This window comes from Microbacterium sp. NPDC057944, from assembly GCF_042887445.1.
Lineage (GTDB): Bacteria > Actinomycetota > Actinomycetes > Actinomycetales > Microbacteriaceae > Microbacterium > Microbacterium natoriense.
On sequence record NZ_JBHVPJ010000001.1, the window covers coordinates 1,556,986 to 1,574,448 of the forward strand.

The 17,463-nt window shown below is 70.5% G+C and carries 15 protein-coding genes; 6 read left to right on the forward strand and 9 right to left on the reverse strand.

Annotated elements, in window-relative coordinates; genetic code table 11:
* Nucleotides 1–57 precede the first annotated feature (57 nt).
* The 6 genes from ACFVRO_RS07010 to ACFVRO_RS07035 form a co-directional block, all read right to left on the reverse strand.
* The gene (locus tag ACFVRO_RS07010; RefSeq protein WP_386950747.1) at nt 58–1,548 is read right to left on the reverse strand and encodes a polysaccharide lyase 6 family protein; all 1,491 of its coding nucleotides are present in this window, start codon (nt 1,546–1,548) and stop codon (nt 58–60) included.
* A 99-nt stretch (nt 1,549–1,647) separates the two neighbouring features.
* Nucleotides 1,648–2,931, reverse strand: coding sequence for an alpha-L-fucosidase (locus tag ACFVRO_RS07015; protein ID WP_386950750.1), 1,284 nt, complete (start codon nt 2,929–2,931; stop codon nt 1,648–1,650).
* The gene (locus ACFVRO_RS07020) at nt 2,928–3,662 is read right to left on the reverse strand and encodes a tyrosine-protein phosphatase (protein WP_386950753.1); all 735 of its coding nucleotides are present in this window, start codon (nt 3,660–3,662) and stop codon (nt 2,928–2,930) included. Before ACFVRO_RS07020 ends, ACFVRO_RS07015 begins: the two co-directional genes overlap by 4 nt.
* A gap of 3 nt (nt 3,663–3,665) precedes the next feature.
* A complete protein-coding gene (locus tag ACFVRO_RS07025; RefSeq protein ID WP_105672930.1) occupies nt 3,666–4,532 on the reverse strand; it encodes a carbohydrate ABC transporter permease in 867 nt (288 codons plus the stop codon).
* The gene (locus ACFVRO_RS07030) at nt 4,529–5,500 is read right to left on the reverse strand and encodes a carbohydrate ABC transporter permease (RefSeq protein WP_223585860.1); all 972 of its coding nucleotides are present in this window, start codon (nt 5,498–5,500) and stop codon (nt 4,529–4,531) included. The genes ACFVRO_RS07025 and ACFVRO_RS07030 overlap by 4 nt, the downstream gene beginning before the upstream one ends.
* Entirely contained in the window at nt 5,497–6,819 is a 1,323-nt protein-coding gene (locus tag ACFVRO_RS07035; protein ID WP_181155822.1) for a sugar ABC transporter substrate-binding protein, read from the reverse strand. Before ACFVRO_RS07035 ends, ACFVRO_RS07030 begins: the two co-directional genes overlap by 4 nt.
* A 130-nt stretch (nt 6,820–6,949) precedes the next feature.
* Here ACFVRO_RS07035 and ACFVRO_RS07040 point away from each other — a divergent pair, with 130 nt between their 5' ends.
* The 3 genes from ACFVRO_RS07040 (at nt 6,950) to ACFVRO_RS07050 (ending at nt 10,174) form a co-directional block, all read left to right on the forward strand.
* Nucleotides 6,950–7,951 carry a hydroxyacid dehydrogenase gene (locus ACFVRO_RS07040; protein WP_386950756.1) on the forward strand — a complete coding sequence of 334 codons (1,002 nt, stop codon included), beginning with the start codon at nt 6,950–6,952 and terminating at the stop codon, nt 7,949–7,951.
* Nucleotides 7,952–8,018: 67 nt separating this feature from the next.
* Nucleotides 8,019–9,074 carry a LacI family DNA-binding transcriptional regulator gene (locus tag ACFVRO_RS07045; protein WP_386950759.1) on the forward strand — a complete coding sequence of 352 codons (1,056 nt, stop codon included), beginning with the start codon at nt 8,019–8,021 and terminating at the stop codon, nt 9,072–9,074.
* A complete protein-coding gene (locus tag ACFVRO_RS07050; RefSeq protein WP_386950763.1) occupies nt 9,071–10,174 on the forward strand; it encodes a glycerate kinase in 1,104 nt (367 codons plus the stop codon). The genes ACFVRO_RS07045 and ACFVRO_RS07050 overlap by 4 nt, the downstream gene beginning before the upstream one ends.
* Before the next feature lie 103 nt (nt 10,175–10,277).
* On the opposite strand, the gene pgm is transcribed toward ACFVRO_RS07050, so the two are convergent.
* On the reverse strand, nt 10,278–11,921 hold the full coding sequence (pgm, locus tag ACFVRO_RS07055) for a phosphoglucomutase (alpha-D-glucose-1,6-bisphosphate-dependent) (RefSeq protein WP_386950766.1): 1,644 nt from the start codon (nt 11,919–11,921) through the stop codon (nt 10,278–10,280).
* Between the two features lie 101 nt (nt 11,922–12,022).
* On the opposite strand from pgm, the gene pheA reads away from it, so the two are divergent.
* Both pheA and ACFVRO_RS07065 read left to right on the forward strand, forming a co-directional pair.
* Entirely contained in the window at nt 12,023–12,973 is a 951-nt protein-coding gene (gene pheA / locus ACFVRO_RS07060; RefSeq protein ID WP_386950769.1) for a prephenate dehydratase, read from the forward strand.
* A gap of 257 nt (nt 12,974–13,230) precedes the next feature.
* A complete protein-coding gene (locus tag ACFVRO_RS07065; RefSeq protein WP_386950772.1) occupies nt 13,231–14,163 on the forward strand; it encodes an endonuclease domain-containing protein in 933 nt (310 codons plus the stop codon).
* Nucleotides 14,164–14,270: 107 nt separating this feature from the next.
* Here ACFVRO_RS07065 and ACFVRO_RS07070 read toward each other — a convergent pair whose 3' ends face one another.
* Both ACFVRO_RS07070 and ACFVRO_RS07075 read right to left on the reverse strand, forming a co-directional pair.
* Entirely contained in the window at nt 14,271–14,480 is a 210-nt protein-coding gene (locus ACFVRO_RS07070; protein ID WP_341941264.1) for a methyltransferase, read from the reverse strand.
* A gap of 69 nt (nt 14,481–14,549) precedes the next feature.
* The gene (locus tag ACFVRO_RS07075; protein ID WP_386950775.1) at nt 14,550–15,596 is read right to left on the reverse strand and encodes an LLM class flavin-dependent oxidoreductase; all 1,047 of its coding nucleotides are present in this window, start codon (nt 15,594–15,596) and stop codon (nt 14,550–14,552) included.
* Nucleotides 15,597–15,647: 51 nt separating this feature from the next.
* Between ACFVRO_RS07075 and ACFVRO_RS07080 the strand changes: the two genes are divergently transcribed.
* The gene (locus ACFVRO_RS07080) at nt 15,648–17,381 is read left to right on the forward strand and encodes a cation:proton antiporter (RefSeq protein ID WP_386950778.1); all 1,734 of its coding nucleotides are present in this window, start codon (nt 15,648–15,650) and stop codon (nt 17,379–17,381) included.
* Nucleotides 17,382–17,463 lie beyond the last annotated feature (82 nt).

Here is a 17,463-nt window from a genome sequence, read left to right on the forward strand (position 1 = left end):
CCCCCGAGGGAGACGCAGGAGGGGCGGATGCCGTCGGCACCCGCCCCTCCTGCGTGCTCAGCAGGCGAGGGGGCCGACGTCTTCGGGGGTGAGGGGCTCGCGCTTCGCGTGGCCCCAGCCGAGCTCGTGCGCGCCCACGTCGGCCGCACCGGTGCGCTTGCGGCCGTCGATGTCGTCGCGCACGAACGCCGAGTGGTCCTGGGCCCCCGCGTTCACCGCGGGGCTGCCGCTGCCGATGCGCATCACGTCGGCGGCGTCGCGGCTGAGCAGCGGATCGACGCGCGTGAAGCCGGACGCAGGCAGGTCGCCGTCGGGTGCGGCACCCCACAGGATGTTGCCCGCCCACGTGAAGCCGGTGCCGGTGGGCACGCTGGCGAGGGTTCCGGCATCCCCCTGGATGATGTTGTCGACGATCACGCAGTCGGCCGGGGGGATCGGACGATGCGTCTCACCGGAGATGCCGCCCGCGTTGCCCACGATCGTGTTGAGCGCCACGCGCACGCGGTCGACCGCGTCGTTCTTGTTGCGGGAGTTCGCCGGCTCCCCCTCGTAGTGGTCGCGCACGGTGCCCGCGCCGAGCACGACGGCGGTGTCGGCGGTCTCGCCGATGTAGTTGTTCACGATGACGTGGTCGTTGCCGTAGATGCGGATGCCGCGCTGGCCGCGGATGATGTGGTTCGACTCCACGCGCGTGCGGTTGCCGTGCCGCAGCACGATGCCGCCGCCGCTGTCGCGGAAGGTGTTGAAGCGCACGGTGTTGTCGCTGGACTTCACCGAGATCGCCTCGGGGTCGCCGTTCGTGCGCTCGAAGAGGTTGTACTCGACGACCGCGTAGGCGCTGCTCAGCGCGCGGGGGCTGACGCCGAGGCGGATCGGCTCGCCGCCGTTGTCTCCGGGGAAGGAGTGGTCGGAGAAGTAGTTGTGGTGGATGTGCACGTTCTCGGCCATCTCGGTCGAGTTCGCTCCCTCGATGCCGAGGAACAGCCCCAGCGTCGACTTGCTGTGGAAGTGGTTGTACTCGATCACCGTGTTGTCGGCGCGCACCATCATGAAGTGCATGCCCTCGATGTCGGCCAGGCGGAACTCGTTGCGGCTGAACGTGACGGCGTTGCAGGTCGGCAGGACCTCGATCATCGTCGACTGCGTGAACACGAAGCCGCTGATGACGAGGTCGTGCGTGCCGTCGAAGACGAAGCTCTGCGCTCCGGTGAGGGTGACGCCTCCGACGGTCGCGGCCATGATCGTGAGCGGTTTGTTGCCGCGTCCGCCCACTCCGGTGAGGTCGATGGGGGCGCCGTCCGTGACGGCGTAGGTGCCGTCGGCGACGATGATCGTGCCGCCCTTGGTCATCGCGCGCACCGCGGTCTGCAGCTCGGCGATGCTCGACACGTGCGAGTACGGGCCGCGGCCGGGCAGCATCGGCGCGATGCGATCGCGGGCGGATGCCGCGGTCGGCCGGCCGAGCACGGCGGCGCCCGCCTGCTGCGGGATGGTGACGGCCGCCGCGGCGCCGGCCACGGCGGACAGGATGAACGTTCGGCGTTTCATTTTTCCTCCTCGTCGAGGGATGGGGGGGGTGGAGGGTCGGGCCCCTCGGTGCGCGATCCCGAGGGGGCGGAAGCGAGAGGGGTGAGGGGCCCGACCGGCTCAGGGGGCGTCGGTGAGGAACAGCTCGATCACCGGCACGGGGGAGTCGGGGCGCTGCACCGGCAGCTGCAGTGTGAGCGTCCCGTCGGGGAGGCCGCCCATGAGCGTGTTCTGCGCCACGCGGTTCGGGTCGATGTGCAGCGGCACCAGTTCGGAGGCATCCGCCATCAGCTGCGCGTAGCCGACCTTGCCGGCGAGGCCGGGCAGGTGCAGGTGCTTGAACGGCCAGGAGAACAGGTGCACGTAGAGGCGGTCGCCGCGGAGCGTGTACCGGGTGTCGTCGGGCGCCTGCCACGGGGCGGGGCCGGCGCCGTGCACGGAGCGGGCGTGATCGTCCATCCAGGAGGCGATCTCGTCGAAGGTGCGCTGCGCCGTCGCGTCGAGGCGCCCTCGGCCGTCGGGTCCGACGTTGAGCAGCAGGTTGCCGTCTTTCGAGACCCCATCGATGAGCAGCTTGATCAGCGACTCCGGGCTCTTCGCGTCGAGGTTGTCGCGGTCGTACCCCCAGCTGCCGTCGAGGGTCTGGCAGGCCTCCCACGCGACGGGGACGCCGTCGCGCTCCATCGGCTTCAGGGGCTGGTACTGCTCGGGGGTGACGATGTCGCCGGGGATGCCGAGGCGGTCGTTCACGATGATGTTCGGCTGCAGCGCCCTGACCATGCTCAGCAGGTTCTCGGCATCCCAGTCCGCCGCCCCCTTGCCGCCCCAGTAGTCGGGGCGGTGGGTGTAGGAGAAGTCGAAGAACAGGTAGTCGATCTGCCCGTACCCGGTGAGGAGCTCGCGGACCTGCCCGTGCAGGTAGCGCTGATAGTCGCGGATGTCGCGGTCGGCGGCTGCGGCCTTGAACTCCTCGTCGTCGCGCTGCGGGTGCGTGCCGTCGATGGGGAACGAGGGGTGGTGCCAGTCGATGAGGGAGTAGTAGAGGCCCACGCGGAGCCCCTCGGCCCGGCAGGCGTCGACGAACTCGGCGACGGCGTCGCGACCGAACGGCGTGTTCATCGAGGTGTAGTCGGTGAGCGCGGAGTCCCACAGGCAGAAGCCGTCGTGGTGCTTCGCGGTGAGCACCACGTAGCCCGCGCCCGCGGCCTTCGCCGTGCGCGCCCAGGCTCGCGGGTCGTAGCGGTCGGGATCGAAGTGCGCGAAGTACGGCTCGTACTCGGCATCCGTCATGCGCTCGCGGTTCTTGACCCACTCGTGCCTGGCGGCCAGCGAGTACAGGCCCCAGTGCACGAACATCCCGAGGCGCGCCTCGGTGAACCAGGCGAGGTCGGCGGATGCCGTCATGACGATGCTCCTTCTGAGGTATCTGCGGGGGAGACGAGGGCGTCGCGGAGCGCGGCGAGCTCGTCGGACGTGACGCCGTGGGCGCGGAGGTAGTCGGCGGCCGATCCCCACTCCGCGTCGAGGGCGACGAGGGTGTCGCGCATGACCTCGGCGGGGGACTCGGTCGCGAGCATCCACGCATGGCGGGACTCGGGGTACTTCTCCGCGAGCCGCGCGGAGGTCGCCTTGCGGTGCTCGGCGGGGATGAGGTCGGCGGTGAGCGCGTAGTCGGCGACGACGGCCTCGCGGTCGGCGCCGACGGCCGAGAGCGCGAGCGCGATCGTGACGCCGGTGCGGTCCTTGCCCGCGGTGCAGTGGACGAGCGTCGGCTCGCCCTCGGCGATGATGCGCACGGCCTCCACGAGCTGCGCCGATGAGCGGGAGAGCAGGTGCGCGTAGATCTCGCCGAGGCTGAAGTCCTCGACGAAGAAGGAGCGGGTCGAGCCGAGGTAGAGCGGGAGCCGGGTGATCGCGACGCCGTCGACGGCGGTGGCGTCCTCGGAAACCTCGTCGTCGGCGCGGAGGTCGACGATGCGGCGGACGCGGGAGCGCACGGCATCCGCTCCCCCCGCGTCGACCGCGGCGAGGTGACCCGAGCGGAACAGGCGCCCGGTGCGGATCACCCCGCCGGATGCCGGGATGCCGCCGACGTCCCGGAAACCGGGCACGCCGTCGACCACGATCACGCCCACGGGTCAGCCCTTCAGAGCGCCGGACGTGAGTCCGCGGGCGAAGGAGCGCTGGAACAGCAGGAACACGATCACCGACGGCGCGAGCGCGAGCAGCGACGCGGCCATGACCACGCCGGGAGTGACCTCCGGCTCGATGCGCAGCGTGCGCAGCGCGAGGGGGAGCGTGTAGGTGTCGCTCGACGTCGAGACGAGCAGCGGCAGCAGGTACTGGTCCCAGATCATCGTGAAGCCGAACACGCCGATGACGCCGAGGGCGGGCTTGCACAGCGGGACGATGATCTGCGCGAAGACCCGCAGCTCGCTGGCCCCGTCGATGCGTGCGGCCTCCTCCAGCTCGAGCGGCACGTCCTTCATGAACTCCGTCATGACGAGGATCGAGAACGCCCAGGCGCCGATCGGGACGATCATGCCCGCGAGCGTGCCCATCAGGTTGATGTGCACGAGGGGGAGGTCGGCCAGGAGGATCGACAGCGGCAGGGCGAGGATCTCATCGGGCAGCATCATCGTGGCGAGGATCGCGACCATCGCCAGCGCCGAGAAGCGGAACTTCTTGCGGGCGAGGGCGTAGCCGGCGAGCACCGACACGACGACCTGCAGCAGCAGGCCGAAGCCGACCACGAAGAACGAGTTCATGAGGTAGCCGAGCACGCCGAAGTCGAAGGCGACGGCGAAGTTGTCCAGCGTGGGCCGGTTGGGGATGACGCTGAGCTCCGTCGGGTCGGAGACCTCGCTGAAGGCGCCGGACAGCAGCGCGACCAGGGGGCCTGCGAACAGGACGACCACGACGGCGTACAGCAGCACCTTCACGCCGATTCCGACGACGGTGCGGCTCTCGGTGAGTCCGAGAGCGGTATCGGTTCCGGCGCTCATGCGTCCTTCTTCTTCCGCAGCAGCAGCTGCACGGTGAGCGTCAGCACGAGGGTCGCGAGGAACAGCAGCACTGCGCCCGCCGATCCGACCCCGAGCTTCTGCTGCTCCAGTCCGAGCTTGTAGAGGAGGGTCATGACGACCTCGGTGGCGCCGTTCGGGCCGCCGTTGGTCATCAGGTAGACCTCGGTGAACACCCGGAAGCCGCGGATGGCGGCGAGGATGAACAGGATCGTGAACACCGGGCGGAGTCCGGGGAGGGTCACGTGGACGATCCGCTGCCAGCGGTTCGCGCCGTCGACCGTCGCGGCCTCGTACAGCCCGCGGTCGATGCCGGCGAGACCGGCGAGGATGATCATCATGTCGTAGGGGCCGCCGCGCCAGATGCCCATCAGCATGATCGACCACATGGCCGAGTCCGGGCTGTTGATGTACTCGCTGGGGGCGATGCCCATGATGCCGATGATCGAGTTCAGGAACCCGTCGGGAGACGGGTGGTACATGATGCGCCACAGCTCGGCGACCACGGCCATCGGGACGACCACGGGCAGGAACGCCGCGGATCGGATGAAGGAGAGCTTGCGGGTCTGGCCCTCCAGCAGGAGCGCGAGGAGGAAGCCGAGGATGAGGCAGCCCGCGGTCTGCCCGAGGGCGAGCACGAGCGTGTTGATCGTCGCGTCGCGGAAGGCCGCGTCGGTGAGGATCGTCTCGTAGTTCTTGAACCCCACGAACTCGTTGCCGAGGTAGGGGCGGACGTTCTCGACGGACATGCCGACGGCCTGGAACATCGGGATGTAGCGGAAGATCAGGAACAGCAGCAGGGCGGGGGCGAGGAAGGCCCACGGGACCCACCACTGGCCCTGCACTCGATGGCGGCGGCGCCGCCGGGCGGGCGGCGGGGACGCGATGGCCCCCGCCGCTGCCTGGGGTGCGTCGGCCGCGGTCGCGGCGTCGGCTGTGTGGATGGTCACTGCTTGAGGATTCCCTGCGTCAGGAGCTCGGCCGTCAGCTTGCCGTCGAGCTTGGTGAGTTCTTCTTCGACGTCGAGCGAGCAGTCGGCGAGCAGCGCGTTGATGGTGTCGGCGCTCATCTGGCGGACCGGGGTCCAGCTCGGGATGGTCGGAGCGTAGTGGCCGCTCTCCTGGTAGGCGGTCGCGAAGGTCTGCCAGCGGGGGTCGTCGCGCACGTCGGCGATGTCGACCTTCTCGTTCACCGGGAGCTGGATCGCGAAGGCATCTGTGCCCTCCATGCCGAACTTCTGGGCGTCGGGGCTGACGTACCAGTCGGCGAAGGCCGTCTGGCCCTTTTCGTTCTCGGAGCCGGCCATCAGGTAGACCGTGCCGCCCTCGGCGAGCACGGAGGAGTCCTTCGGGCCCTTGGGGGCGGGGACGACGGTGTACTTGTCGGCGCCCAGCACCTTGTCGAAGCGGGGCATCATGTACGGGCCGGTCAGGTACATGCCCGCGACGCCGGACTCGAACGCCTCGTTGGTCGGCGGCGTGTCCATGCTGGGAGCGCCCGGCTGGACGACCCCGGCCTTGCACTGCAGGTCGCGGAACCAGGTCGCGGCCTCGATCGCCTCGTCGGAGCTCATCGACGGCAGCCATTCGTCGCCGGAGCCCGTGATGAAGTCGCCGCCCGCGGCCCACAGGAAGTTGGAGAAGTACCAGGAGGCGTAGCCGCGCTTGGTCGATCCGGGAACCGCGAGGCCGTAGGTGTCGGCCTGGCCGTTGCCGTCGGGGTCCTTCTCGGTGAAGGCCGTGGCGACCTCGAGCATCTCGTCCCAGTCGGTCGGCGCCTCGAGGCCGAGGTTCTGCAGCCAGTCGCTGCGGATCATGAGCGCGTTCGCCTGTGCCGAGTACGGGATGCCGTAGGTCTTGCCGTCGACGGCCTTGCCGGCCTCGAGCGCCTGCGCCGTCATGTCCTTGGAGTTCTTGATGTCCTTGAGGTCGATCTCGCGGAGGATGCCCTGGGACTGCATGGTGCCGAGCTGGCTGACGTCGTTGAGCACGATGTCGGGCAGGTCCTTCTGCCCTGCACGCTGGGCGAGCTTGATCTCGAAGTCGTCGAAGATCGCGGTGACCTCGGCCTTGTAGCCGGTGGCCTCCGTGAACGCCTCGACCTGCCGGATCGTCGCCGCCTCGCTGGGGCTTCCGGGGGTCGTGCGGGTCCAGATCTCGAGGACGGCATCCTCGTCCTGCGTGACGCCGGAACCGCCTTCGGGGGCGGCCGTGCTGGAGCAGCCGGCAAGGGCGAGCGTCACGACGCCCAGGATTGCGGCTGCTTTCATCTTTGTGTGCATGGGTTCTCCAGGGTTTGGCAAACGCTTGCCACTTTGCAAGACGTCGTTGGCGAATCTAACCTAGGGACGCGAGCACTGTCAATCATTGATCGGATGTTTCGCCTTCGAAGGAGAGCACATGGAGCGCATGCGAGCGCGGCTGGTGATGGAGGAGCGACGTCGAGACGACGTCTATCCGGCAGAGGTTCTGGCAGGTATCGACCGTACCGTGGACCTGGTCCGACCGTTCCTCACCGCAGAGGAGCTGGCGGCGGACCCCGAGGCGCTGCGCGATGTCGACGTGCTGCTCACGGGGTGGGGGGCGCCGGTGATCGACGCGGTCCTGCTGGAGCGTGCTCCGCGGCTGACGGCGGTGCTGCACGCGGCCGGATCGGTCAAGCACATCGTCACCGATGCCGCCTGGGCGCGAGGGATCACGGTGGTCTCGGCGGCCGCGGCGAACGCCGAGCCCGTCGCCGAGATGACGGCGGCGCAGATCGTGCTCGCCGCCCGCGGAGTGCCCGCAGCGCGGCGGGCGTACCGCGAGCTGCGGTCGAAGGATGCCGCGGCGCAGTTCGCCTCCGGAACGCGGAGCAGCGTGGTCGGGCTGGTGGCGCTCGGCGCGATCGGACGCCGTGTCGCGGAGCGGCTGCAGGGCACCGGCCTGCGGCTGCTGGCCGCCGATCCCTACGCCTCTCCCGCGGCGGCTGCGGAGCTGGGGATCGAGCTCGTCTCGATCGAGGAGCTGTTCTCACGCTCGGAGGTGGTGAGCCTGCACGCCCCGCTGCTGCCGGCGACGACGGGCATGATCGGCGCTGGGCTGCTCGAGCGGATGCCGCAGGGCGCGACGCTCGTCAACACCGCTCGCGGCGGGCTGATCGACGAAGCCGCACTGGTCTCGGTGCTCTCGCGCCGGACCGACCTCACGGCGCTCCTGGACGTGACGGTCGACGAGCCGCCCGCGCCCGACTCGCCGCTCTGGGAGCTCGAGAACGTCGAGCTGACACCGCACGTCGCGGGCTCCATGGGCGCGGACCGCGGGGCGATGGGCGAGCTCGTGGGAGAGGAGCTGGAGCGCCTCGTCGCAGGGGAGCCCCTGCTGCACGTGATCGACGAGAGCGCTCTCGCGAGGATGGCCTGACCCGGCAAGCGGTTGCCAGGCCGCGAAGCCTCTCGGAGTCTGTCGGACATCCCAGTATGCTCGGGTCATGAGCACGCCGGAAAGCCTTTCCCCGGTCCGCCGGCCGCGGCACGCGCGCGGAGCGGCCCCGACCCTGCACGACGTCGCGCGCGAGGCCGGCGTCTCACTCGCCACCGCATCCCGTGTCCTCAACGGCTCGGAGCGCAAGGTCGCCGAGTCGTTCCGCGAGCGCGTCGAGCTGGCGGCGTCCGAACTCGGCTACACGGCGAACGTCTCCGCGCAGTCGACCGCCAGGGGAACCTCTCCCGTGATCGCGCTGCTCGTCGCCGATATCGCCGACCCGTACTTCGGCCTCATCGCCTCCGGCGTCGCGCGCGGAGCGGACGAGCACGGTCTCGTCGTCACGATCGCGATCACCGAACGGGACCCCGAGCGCGAGGCCCGCATCGTGCGGGCGCTCCGCGGACAGCGCCCTCAGGGGCTCATCCTCGCGGCCTCCCGCACCACGGGGCCGCCCGACACGGGAACGGCGCGCGAGCTCGCAGAGTTCTCGCGCCTGGGCGGGCGGATCGTGACCTTCGGCGCCGGCGAGGGCGACGGACGCCACGTCGAGATCGACAACCGCAGCGGTGCGCGGGCGCTGGGCGAGCGCATGGCCCAGCTCGGCTACCGGTCAGCGATCCTGATCGGAGCCGCGGAGGGCGTGCTGACCTCCGACGAGCGCCTCGCGGGCTTCGAGACCGGGTTCTCCGCGGGTGGTGGCTCGGTCGACCGCGTGCTGCGCGGTGACTTCCGCCGGGAGTCGGGCACGGCCCTGATGGCCGCCCAGCTCGCCGCGGGCGTCGAACCCGGCACCCTGGTGTTCGGGATGAGCGACATCGTCGCGATCGGCGCGATGTCGGCGATCCGCGACGCCGGACGCGCCGTGGGCGGGGACATCGCGGTGTGCGGCTTCGACGACGTGCCGTCCAGCAGCGACGTCGCACCAGCCCTCACGACGGTCCGGGTGCCGCTCAGCGAGGTCGGCTACCAGGCGTTCCGGGCGACCGTCGACGCGGACTGGCAGCAGGCGCCGCTCCCGCTCGAGGTGATCGTGCGCGCGAGCACTCCCGGTCTCGCATGACCTCCGTCGTCCTGGCGCCCGACAGCTTCAAGGGCACGATCACGGCCGCGGACGCCGCGGATGCGCTCGCCGCGGGATGGGCCTCGGTCGACCCCGCCGCGTCCTTCGTGCACCGGCCCATGGCCGACGGGGGAGAGGGCACGGTCGCCGCGTTCGCCGCGGCGGTGCCGGGCGCAGAGCGGATGCCGGTCACGGTGGACGGACCCGCGGGCGAACCGATCGGCACGGCCTGGTTGCTGCTGCCACCCACAGACGAGGCACCCGGCGGCACCGCGGTCGTCGACCTCGCCTCCACATCGGGCATCGAGCTCCTCACGACGCTGCGCCCGTGGGATGCCGACACCACCGGACTCGGACAGGCGATCGCCGCCGCGCTCGGCCACGGCGTCTCGCGGCTCGTCGTCGGCATCGGGTCCAGTGCGTCGACCGACGGCGGGATGGGGATGCTGACCGCTCTCGGAGCGCGGTTCCTCGACGCCGCGGGAGCACCCGTCGCCCGCGGGGCTCGGGGACTCGTCGACCTCGCCTCCGTCGACCTCGCGGGTCTGCGGTCGGCGCCATCGACGCTCGTGCTCACCGACGTGACCAACCCGCTGACCGGTCCGCGCGGCGCCGCCGCCGTGTTCGGCCCGCAGAAGGGGCTCACGGCATCCGACATCCCCGTCGTGGACGCAGGGCTCGCGCGTCTCGCCGGGCTGCTGGGCCTCGACGCGTCCATGCCCGGTGCGGGCGCGGCCGGAGGAACCGGCGCCGCACTCGTGGTGTGGGGCGCGGCTCTCGCCCCCGGTGCGGCGGAGGTCGCATCGCTCATCGGGCTCGCCGATGCGATCGCCCGCGCCGACGTGGTGATCACGGGCGAGGGGTCGTACGACGGGCAGTCCGGCGACGGCAAGGTGCCCTCGTACATCTCCGCCCTGGCCGCCGACGCGGGGGCTCGCGCGCTGCTCGCGGCCGGCCGGATCACCCCGGATGCCGACACCTCGCCGTTCGCGGCATCCGCCTCGTTGACGGCGCTCGCCGGATCGTCGGAGGCCGCTCTCGCCGACCCTGCTCGCTGGCTCGTCGAAGCCGGCGCCGCGCTCGCCCGCAGCATCCGCTGAGGCGTGTCGTCTCGTCGCTGCGCTCCTCGCTCAGCGGCCGGGGGCAGCAGAGCGGGTCGTCGAGCGAGCGGAGCGAGACGAGACGCGGTGAGATCCGCGCGCCCTAGCCTCCGAGCGCGGCGGACACCACGGCGCGGGCCTCCGACTGCACCTCGGCGAGGTGCTCGGGGCCCAGGAGGCTCTCGGCGTACAGCTTGTAGACGTCTTCCGTGCCCGAGGGGCGGGCAGCGAACCAGGCGTGCTCGGTCTGCACCTTGAGGCCGCCGATCGCCGCGCCGTTGCCCGGTGCGTGCGACAGCTTCGCGGTGATGGGCTCGCCGGCGAGAGTCGACGCCGACACCGCCTCGGGGGCGAGCTTCGCCAGCGCGGCCTTCTGCTCGGGCGAGGCCGGCGCGTCGACGCGCTGGTACGCGGACGAGCCGAACGCCTCCTCCAGCTCGCGGTACCGCTCCGACGGGGTCTTGCCCGTCACGGCGATGATCTCGGCGGCGAGCAGGCACAGCAGGATGCCGTCCTTGTCGGTCGACCAGACGGTGCCGTCCTTGCGCAGGAACGAGGCGCCGGCCGACTCCTCCCCGCCGAACGCGACCGAGCCGTCGAGCAGGCCGGGCACGAACCACTTGAACCCGACCGGCACCTCCAGCAGGCGGCGACCCAGCGACTCGGCGACGCGGTCGATGATCATCGACGACACGAGCGTCTTGCCGATCGCGGCATCCCGCGGCCACTCCGCGCGGTGCGAGAACAGGTAGTCGATCGCGACCGCGAGGTAGTGGTTGGGGTTCATGAGACCGGCATCCGGGGTCACGATGCCGTGGCGGTCGGCATCCGCGTCGTTGCCCGTGAGCACGTCGTAGTCGCCCTTCCTGGCGACCAGGGAGGCCATGGCCGAGGGGGACGACGGGTCCATGCGGATCTTCTCGTCCCAGTCCAACGTCATGAAGCGCCACGTCGGGTCGACCTCGGGGTTCACGACGGTGAGGTCGAGGTCGTGCACCTCCTTGATGAGCGCCCAGTACTCGACGGATGCTCCGCCCAGCGGATCCGCGCCGATCCGCACGCCCGCGCGGCGGATGGCGTCGACGTCGATGATGGTGGAGAGGTCGCGCACGTACGCGTCGCGGAAGTCGTACTCGCCGATCGTGTCTCCGTCGACATCGGCGTAGCGGACGCGCTTGACGCCGTCGAGGCCGTTCGCGATGAGCTGGTTGGCGCGGTCGGCGATCCAGCCGGTCGCATCCGTGTCTGCGGGGCCGCCGTGCGGAGGGTTGTACTTGAAGCCGCCGTCGCGGGGCGGGTTGTGGCTCGGGGTGACCACGATGCCGTCGGCGCGGCCCGCGGCATCCGCAGCCAGGTCGCGGTTGTGGGTGAGGATCGCGTGGCTCAGCGCCGGCGTCGGCACCCAGGAGTCGCGGGAGTCGACGCGCACGTCCACCCCGTTGGCGATGAGCACCTCGATGGCGCTGCGCTCGGCCGGGAGGGACAGCGCGTGGGTGTCGCGTCCGAGGAAGAGCGGGCCGGTGATGCCCTGGCCGGTGCGATAGTCGACGATCGCCTGGGTGGTCGCGAGGATGTGATTCTCGTTGAAGCTGTTCGACAGCGAGGAGCCGCGGTGGCCGCTGGTGCCGAACACGACGCGCTGGGCGGCGACGCCGGGGTCCGGTACGCGGTCGTAGTAGGCGGCGATCAGCTCGTCGACGTCGATGAGGTCACTTTCCTCCGCGGGGAGGCCGGCACGGCTCGTCATGCAGACAGTCTGCACCGCGCGGGCCGTTCGTGCACGTCTCATTTCCAGAGGTGTGAAGGTTTTCGTCGGCGGGAGTCTCGCGCGCGACGCGGAGGGCTAAGGTGAAACGCGTGACTGAACGCCGCACCTACAGCTACCTCGGCCCCGCAGGAACGTTCACCGAAGCGGCGCTCGACCAGGTCCCCGAGGCGCGCGGTCAGGTATGGCGCCCCGTGCACAACGTCGGGGAGGCGCTCGACGATGTGCTGTCGGGGGTGTCGGATGCCGCGATGATCGCGATCGAGAACTCGATCGAGGGCGGCGTCTCCACCACACAGGACGCGCTGGCCACGCTGCCAGGACTGCGGATCATCGGCGAGTACCTCGTCAGGGTGAACTTCGTGCTGGTGGCGCCCCGAGGCACCCGGCTCGAGGACGTCTCCGTCATCGCCGCCCACCCCGTCGCCTACGCCCAGTGCCACGGCTGGCTCGGCGAGCACCTGCCGCAGCACTCCCACGTGCCGGCCGCGAGCAACGTCGCCTCCGCGATCGGCGTGCTCAACGGCTCGCTCCCCGCCCAGGCGGCGATCGCACCCCCCGGCATCGTGAAGCACTACGACGTGGACGTGCTCGCCGATGGCATCGGCGACAACGCCCAGGCGGTCACCCGCTTCGTTCTCGTGACCCGCACGACGCGCTCGCCGGAGCCCACCGGGGCCGACAAGACCTCGCTCATCGTCGAGCTGCCCCACGACCACCCCGGTTCGCTGCTCGAGATGCTCGAGCAGTTCTCGACCCGCGGCATCAACCTGTCGCTGATCGAATCCCGCCCCATCGGCGACGAGCTCGGCCGCTACCGGTTCGTCATCGACGCCGACGGTCACATCGAGCACGAGCGCATGGCCGACGCGCTGCTCGGCATCCGCCGGTTCAGCCCCCGAGTGGTGTTCCTCGGCTCCTACCCCCGTGCCGACAGGCAGATCGTGCAGTACCCGGAGCGCTACTCCGACGACGTGTTCGTCGAGGCGCGCGACTGGCTGCGCGGCATCCTCTCCGGAGAGCCCGACGCCTGACCGCCCTCGCGTGCGGGCACGCGCTCCCGCCTCGCCGTGCGTCCTCCTCCCCGCCCCCGTGGGCGTCCCACCGATGGTATGGATCAAAAATGTAGGTGCAGGGGGCCTGGGAGCGGCATTTCTGATCCATCCTGGGCAGTTCAGAAGCCAGGCGAGTCGGACTGCACAAACAGGTGAGCGGGCGGGTTGTCCACTTGGCCTGGGACAGGAGCTCGAACACCGCGACGGGAAAGCATCGTCGGTGCGAGCATGCCGGAATGCGTCATCGAATCCCCCTCCCCGAACAGCTGGGGCCCGAGTTCAGCGTCCGGAGGGCCGCAGCCCTCGGCATCCGCAGGGGGAGAGCGGATGCCGCCGACCTCGTGCGTCCGTTCCACGGCGTGAGATCGGTTGCGCCTCCGGAATCGTTCCGGGCGAGAGTGGACTGCTATCTTCCGCGGATGCGCCCGGAGCAGCGCTTCGTCGGGAGGACGGCGGTGCGTCTGTGGGCGCTTCCGCTCTCAGAAGCCTGGTGCGTCGAGGAAGAGCTCGAGGTCGCGTCGCCGCAGGAGCACAGCCCTCCGCGAGCGGCGGGGGTCAGGGGGCGCCGGCTCGGCGCCGCACGGGCGCGGACCTGGCATCTCCGAGGGGCGCCCGTGGTCGATCCCGTCGCCGCGGTCTTCAGCTGCGCCGGAGAGCTCAGCGTGCGCGAGCTGGTGGTCCTGCTCGACGCGCTCGTCACAGGCTGCTCCCACTATCCGGGGCTCGACGAGGCCGGCCGACCCCGGCTCTTCCTGCACGAGGTCGAGACCCGGCTCGATGAGTGGGGACGGTTCCGCGGCAGCGGCAAGGTGGGAGAAGCCCTCCGGCGTGCGCGAGAGGGGGTCGAATCGCCGAAGGAGACGGAGACGCGGCTGGTCATCGTGGATGTCGGTCTACCGGAACCGGAGGTGCAGTTCGTGGTGAGGGACGGATCCCGCTTCGTCGCCAGAGTGGATCTCGCGTACCCCGAGCTGCGGATCGCGATCGAATACGAGGGCGACGGGCATCGCACCGACAAGGCGCAGTGGCGGAAGGACATCGCGCGTCAGCGGGATCTCGAGGGCTGCGGGTGGCTCGTCATCCGCCTCACCCAGTCGGACCTCGATGATCCCGGCGTCTTTCTCGCGTGCCTCCGTCGGGCTCTCTCTTCTCGCGTGAACACCCGATGATGGATCAGAAATGCTGTGGAGAGGCTCCCTGGAGAGTCATTTCTGATCCATAGCGCGATCGATCGTCGATCGTCGATCGTCGATAGTGCGATCGATCGCGGGCGGGGTCAGTGCTCGCGGAACAGCGGCCAGGCGCTGCCCGGCGTCATGCGGGAGTGCAGAGCGCCCTTCGCCGACGCCAGGCTGGGGTAGCTGCCCGTTGCGGCATCCGACCCTGCCATCACGACCGTGTAGCCGTCGTCGTCGTGGCGGATGCTGCCGACGACTCCGTTCGTGCCGTAGGCGACCCAGAGAGCGAGGGTCTTCGTGGTACTCATCATCGAACTCCTTCCGTTGCGGGCGACGCTACGCCTGTCCCGCACAGAAGACCACCCTCGTGCGGCGATTCACATCGCGGCGGCGATGAGCTCCAGCGTCTGCGCGCGGCCGGGCGAGGAGTCGCGAGGCTCCGCATCGTACGACGCGGCGACCGGAGACAGCATGACCTCGTCGACGCCGTACCGCTCCGCGAACCCGCGCACCTCGGCGGCGACCGACTCCCCGGTGCCGACGAACCAGCGCTCGCGGGCGGCCGACACGACCTGCTCGGTGGCGGCATCCGCATCCGCCTCCGCCGAGGCGGCGACGGCCTGCTCGACGGTCTCCAGCGCGACCAGCGGCTTGTTCAGACGCAGCCGCGCCATCATGCGCAGCTGGGGGAGAGCGCGGGCCTCCGCCTCGTCCTGCGTCGGCGCGGCCACGGCATTCACGGTGAGGAAGGTGCGCGGCTCGGGGTGCTCCTCGCTCGGGCGGTAGCCGGTGCGGTACAGGTCGAGGGCGCGCTCCAGCCCCTGGCCGGAGAAGTGGTTGGCGAACACGTACGGCAGGCCGTGGGATGCCGCCAGCTGCGCCGAGTAGTCGCTCGAGCCGAGCAGCCACACCTCGGGGGAGCCGGTGGCGGCGGGCGTCGCGTGCACCGTGTACTCGCCGCCCGACGTGAAGCGGACCGTTGCGCCGTCTCCGGAGAGGAGCGCCGCGATGTCCTGCACGTGACGCGGGAACTGCTCGACGTCACTCGTGGTGCCGGAGCCGCGGAGCAGCTGGGTGATGACGGGGTCGCTGCCCGGCGCCCGGCCGAGACCGAGGTCGATGCGTCCGGGGGCGATGGCCTCCAGCGCGGCGAACTGCTCCGCGACGATGAGCGGGGCGTGGTTCGGGAGCATCACGCCGCCGGAGCCCAGCCGGATGCTCGTGGTGCGGGTCGCGGCGGCCGCGATCAGCACGGGAGGAGTCGTGGATGCCACGGCCGGCATGTTGTGGTGCTCGGCGAACCAGTAGCGGCGGTACCCCAGCCGATCGGCGATCTGCGCGAGGCTGAGGGAGGCCGCGATGGCCTCCGCGCTGGTCTGCCCGGAGCGGACCGGGACGAGGTCGAGGACGGAGAGAGCGGTCACCCAGGCTCCAACCGCTGCTCGCGTGCGGGCATTCCCAGTACCGTGGTGGGCATGGGCGTCGAATTCTTCTACATCCTCGTCGGCAGCGTCGTCGTGGCGGCGATCGCGCGATGGCGGGGGTGGCCGGCGCCGCTGCTGGTCACGGTGGTCGCGCTCGCGGCATCCTTCCTCCCGTTCGTCCCCGATCTGCAGACCGACGGGCACCTGCTGCTGAACCTCGTGCTGCCGCCGCTGCTGTACTCGGCGGCGCTCGACGTCTCGTTCGTGGGCTTCAAGCGCAGCCTGCCGCAGATCCAGCGCCTCGGGATCTGGCTCGTGCTGCTCACGACGCTCGCGGTCGGCGTGGTGGCGTGGCTGATCCTGCCGTCGCTGACCCTGCCTGGCGCACTGCTGCTCGGCGCGATCGTCGCCCCGCCCGACGCGGTGTCGGCCGCGGCGATCGGCCGCAAGCTCGGACTGCCCCGGCGCATCATGAACGTGCTCTCCGGTGAGAGCCTCATCAACGACGCCACCTCGCTCACCCTGTACCGGGTGTTCGCCTCGCTCCTCGTCAGCGCCACCGTCACCATCACCGTGTGGGACGGCATCTGGCAGTTCATCGTCGCCGTCGTGGTCGGCGTCGTCATCGGCCTGATCTTCGGCATCGTGCTGCACCAGCTGCGGATGCGGATCGACGACGCGGTCGTGATCGGCACCTTCGGGCTGCTCGCCCCGTTCGGCGCGTACGCGATCGCGGAGCACCTCGGCGGATCCGGCGTGCTCGCCGTCGTGGCGATGGGCATCTACGTCGGCTTCAACGCCCCGCGCACCGACTACACCACGCGGCAGCAGGAGAAGCCCCTGTGGCTCTCGGCAGACCTGCTGCTGGAGAGCTTCGTGTTCGCCTACATCGGGCTGCAGTTCCCCCGTGTTCTCCGAGACCTCAGCGGAGAGTCGGTCGGACACATCCTGTGGCTGTCGGCGGCGGTGCTGGTGGTCGTGCTGCTGGTGCGTCCGCTCTACGTGTACCCCGCGAACGCGTGGGCGAACCGCCTCGACCGCAAACGCCTCGAGCGGTGGGACCGCGGGGTCGAGTCCGGCGAGTTCGAGAAGCGGCGAGGCCGCTCGCGGCGATGGCGCGATCAGGATCCCGATGAGCTGCGCGAGCAGATCGTGAAGGAGCGGATGGCGGGGCTCCAGCTCACCTGGAAGGACAACGCCGTCATCTCCTGGGCGGGCATGCGCGGCGTCGTCACGCTGGCGACCGCCCTCGCGGCGGCCGACCTCGCGACGCTCGCCCCCGAGGCCTCACACGCGATCGTCGTCGTCGCCTTCATCGTGACCGTCGGCACGCTCCTGCTGCAGGGGCTCACGCTGCCGGTGCTGATCCGGCGCCTCGGCATCAGGAGCGACTCGGAGCACGAGGAGGACGCGCAGGCGCTCGCCGCTGTGCAGGCGAAGACCCGCGAGGCGGGCAAGGAGTTCATCGCCGCCAAGCGCGTGGAGTGGGAGGCGAAGCACGGCTCCCTCGACCTCAGCGTCTTCGACGCCTTCGCCAAGCGGATGACCCGCGTGGAGAAGGACGCCGATGAGGCGCAGCAGGTGGAGGATGCCGCGGCCCGCCCCTCGTACGAGGACCTCGTCTCCCTGTTCAGGGGGTGGCTGCACGTGCGTCGGGAGATCGTTCTCGCCGAGCGCGATGCCGGCAACCTCGACGAGGAGGTCATGCGCGAGCTGCTCGCGGCGATGGACGCCGAGGAGCTGGCGCTCGACACCCGCGGCGCGATGCGCCAGCAGGAGCGGTAGCTCCCTCAGTATCCGCTCGTCCCGTTCACAACTCCTCAAAGAACGGGTTCGCGCTCGAGGACGCCCCTGTGGTTCCGGGGCG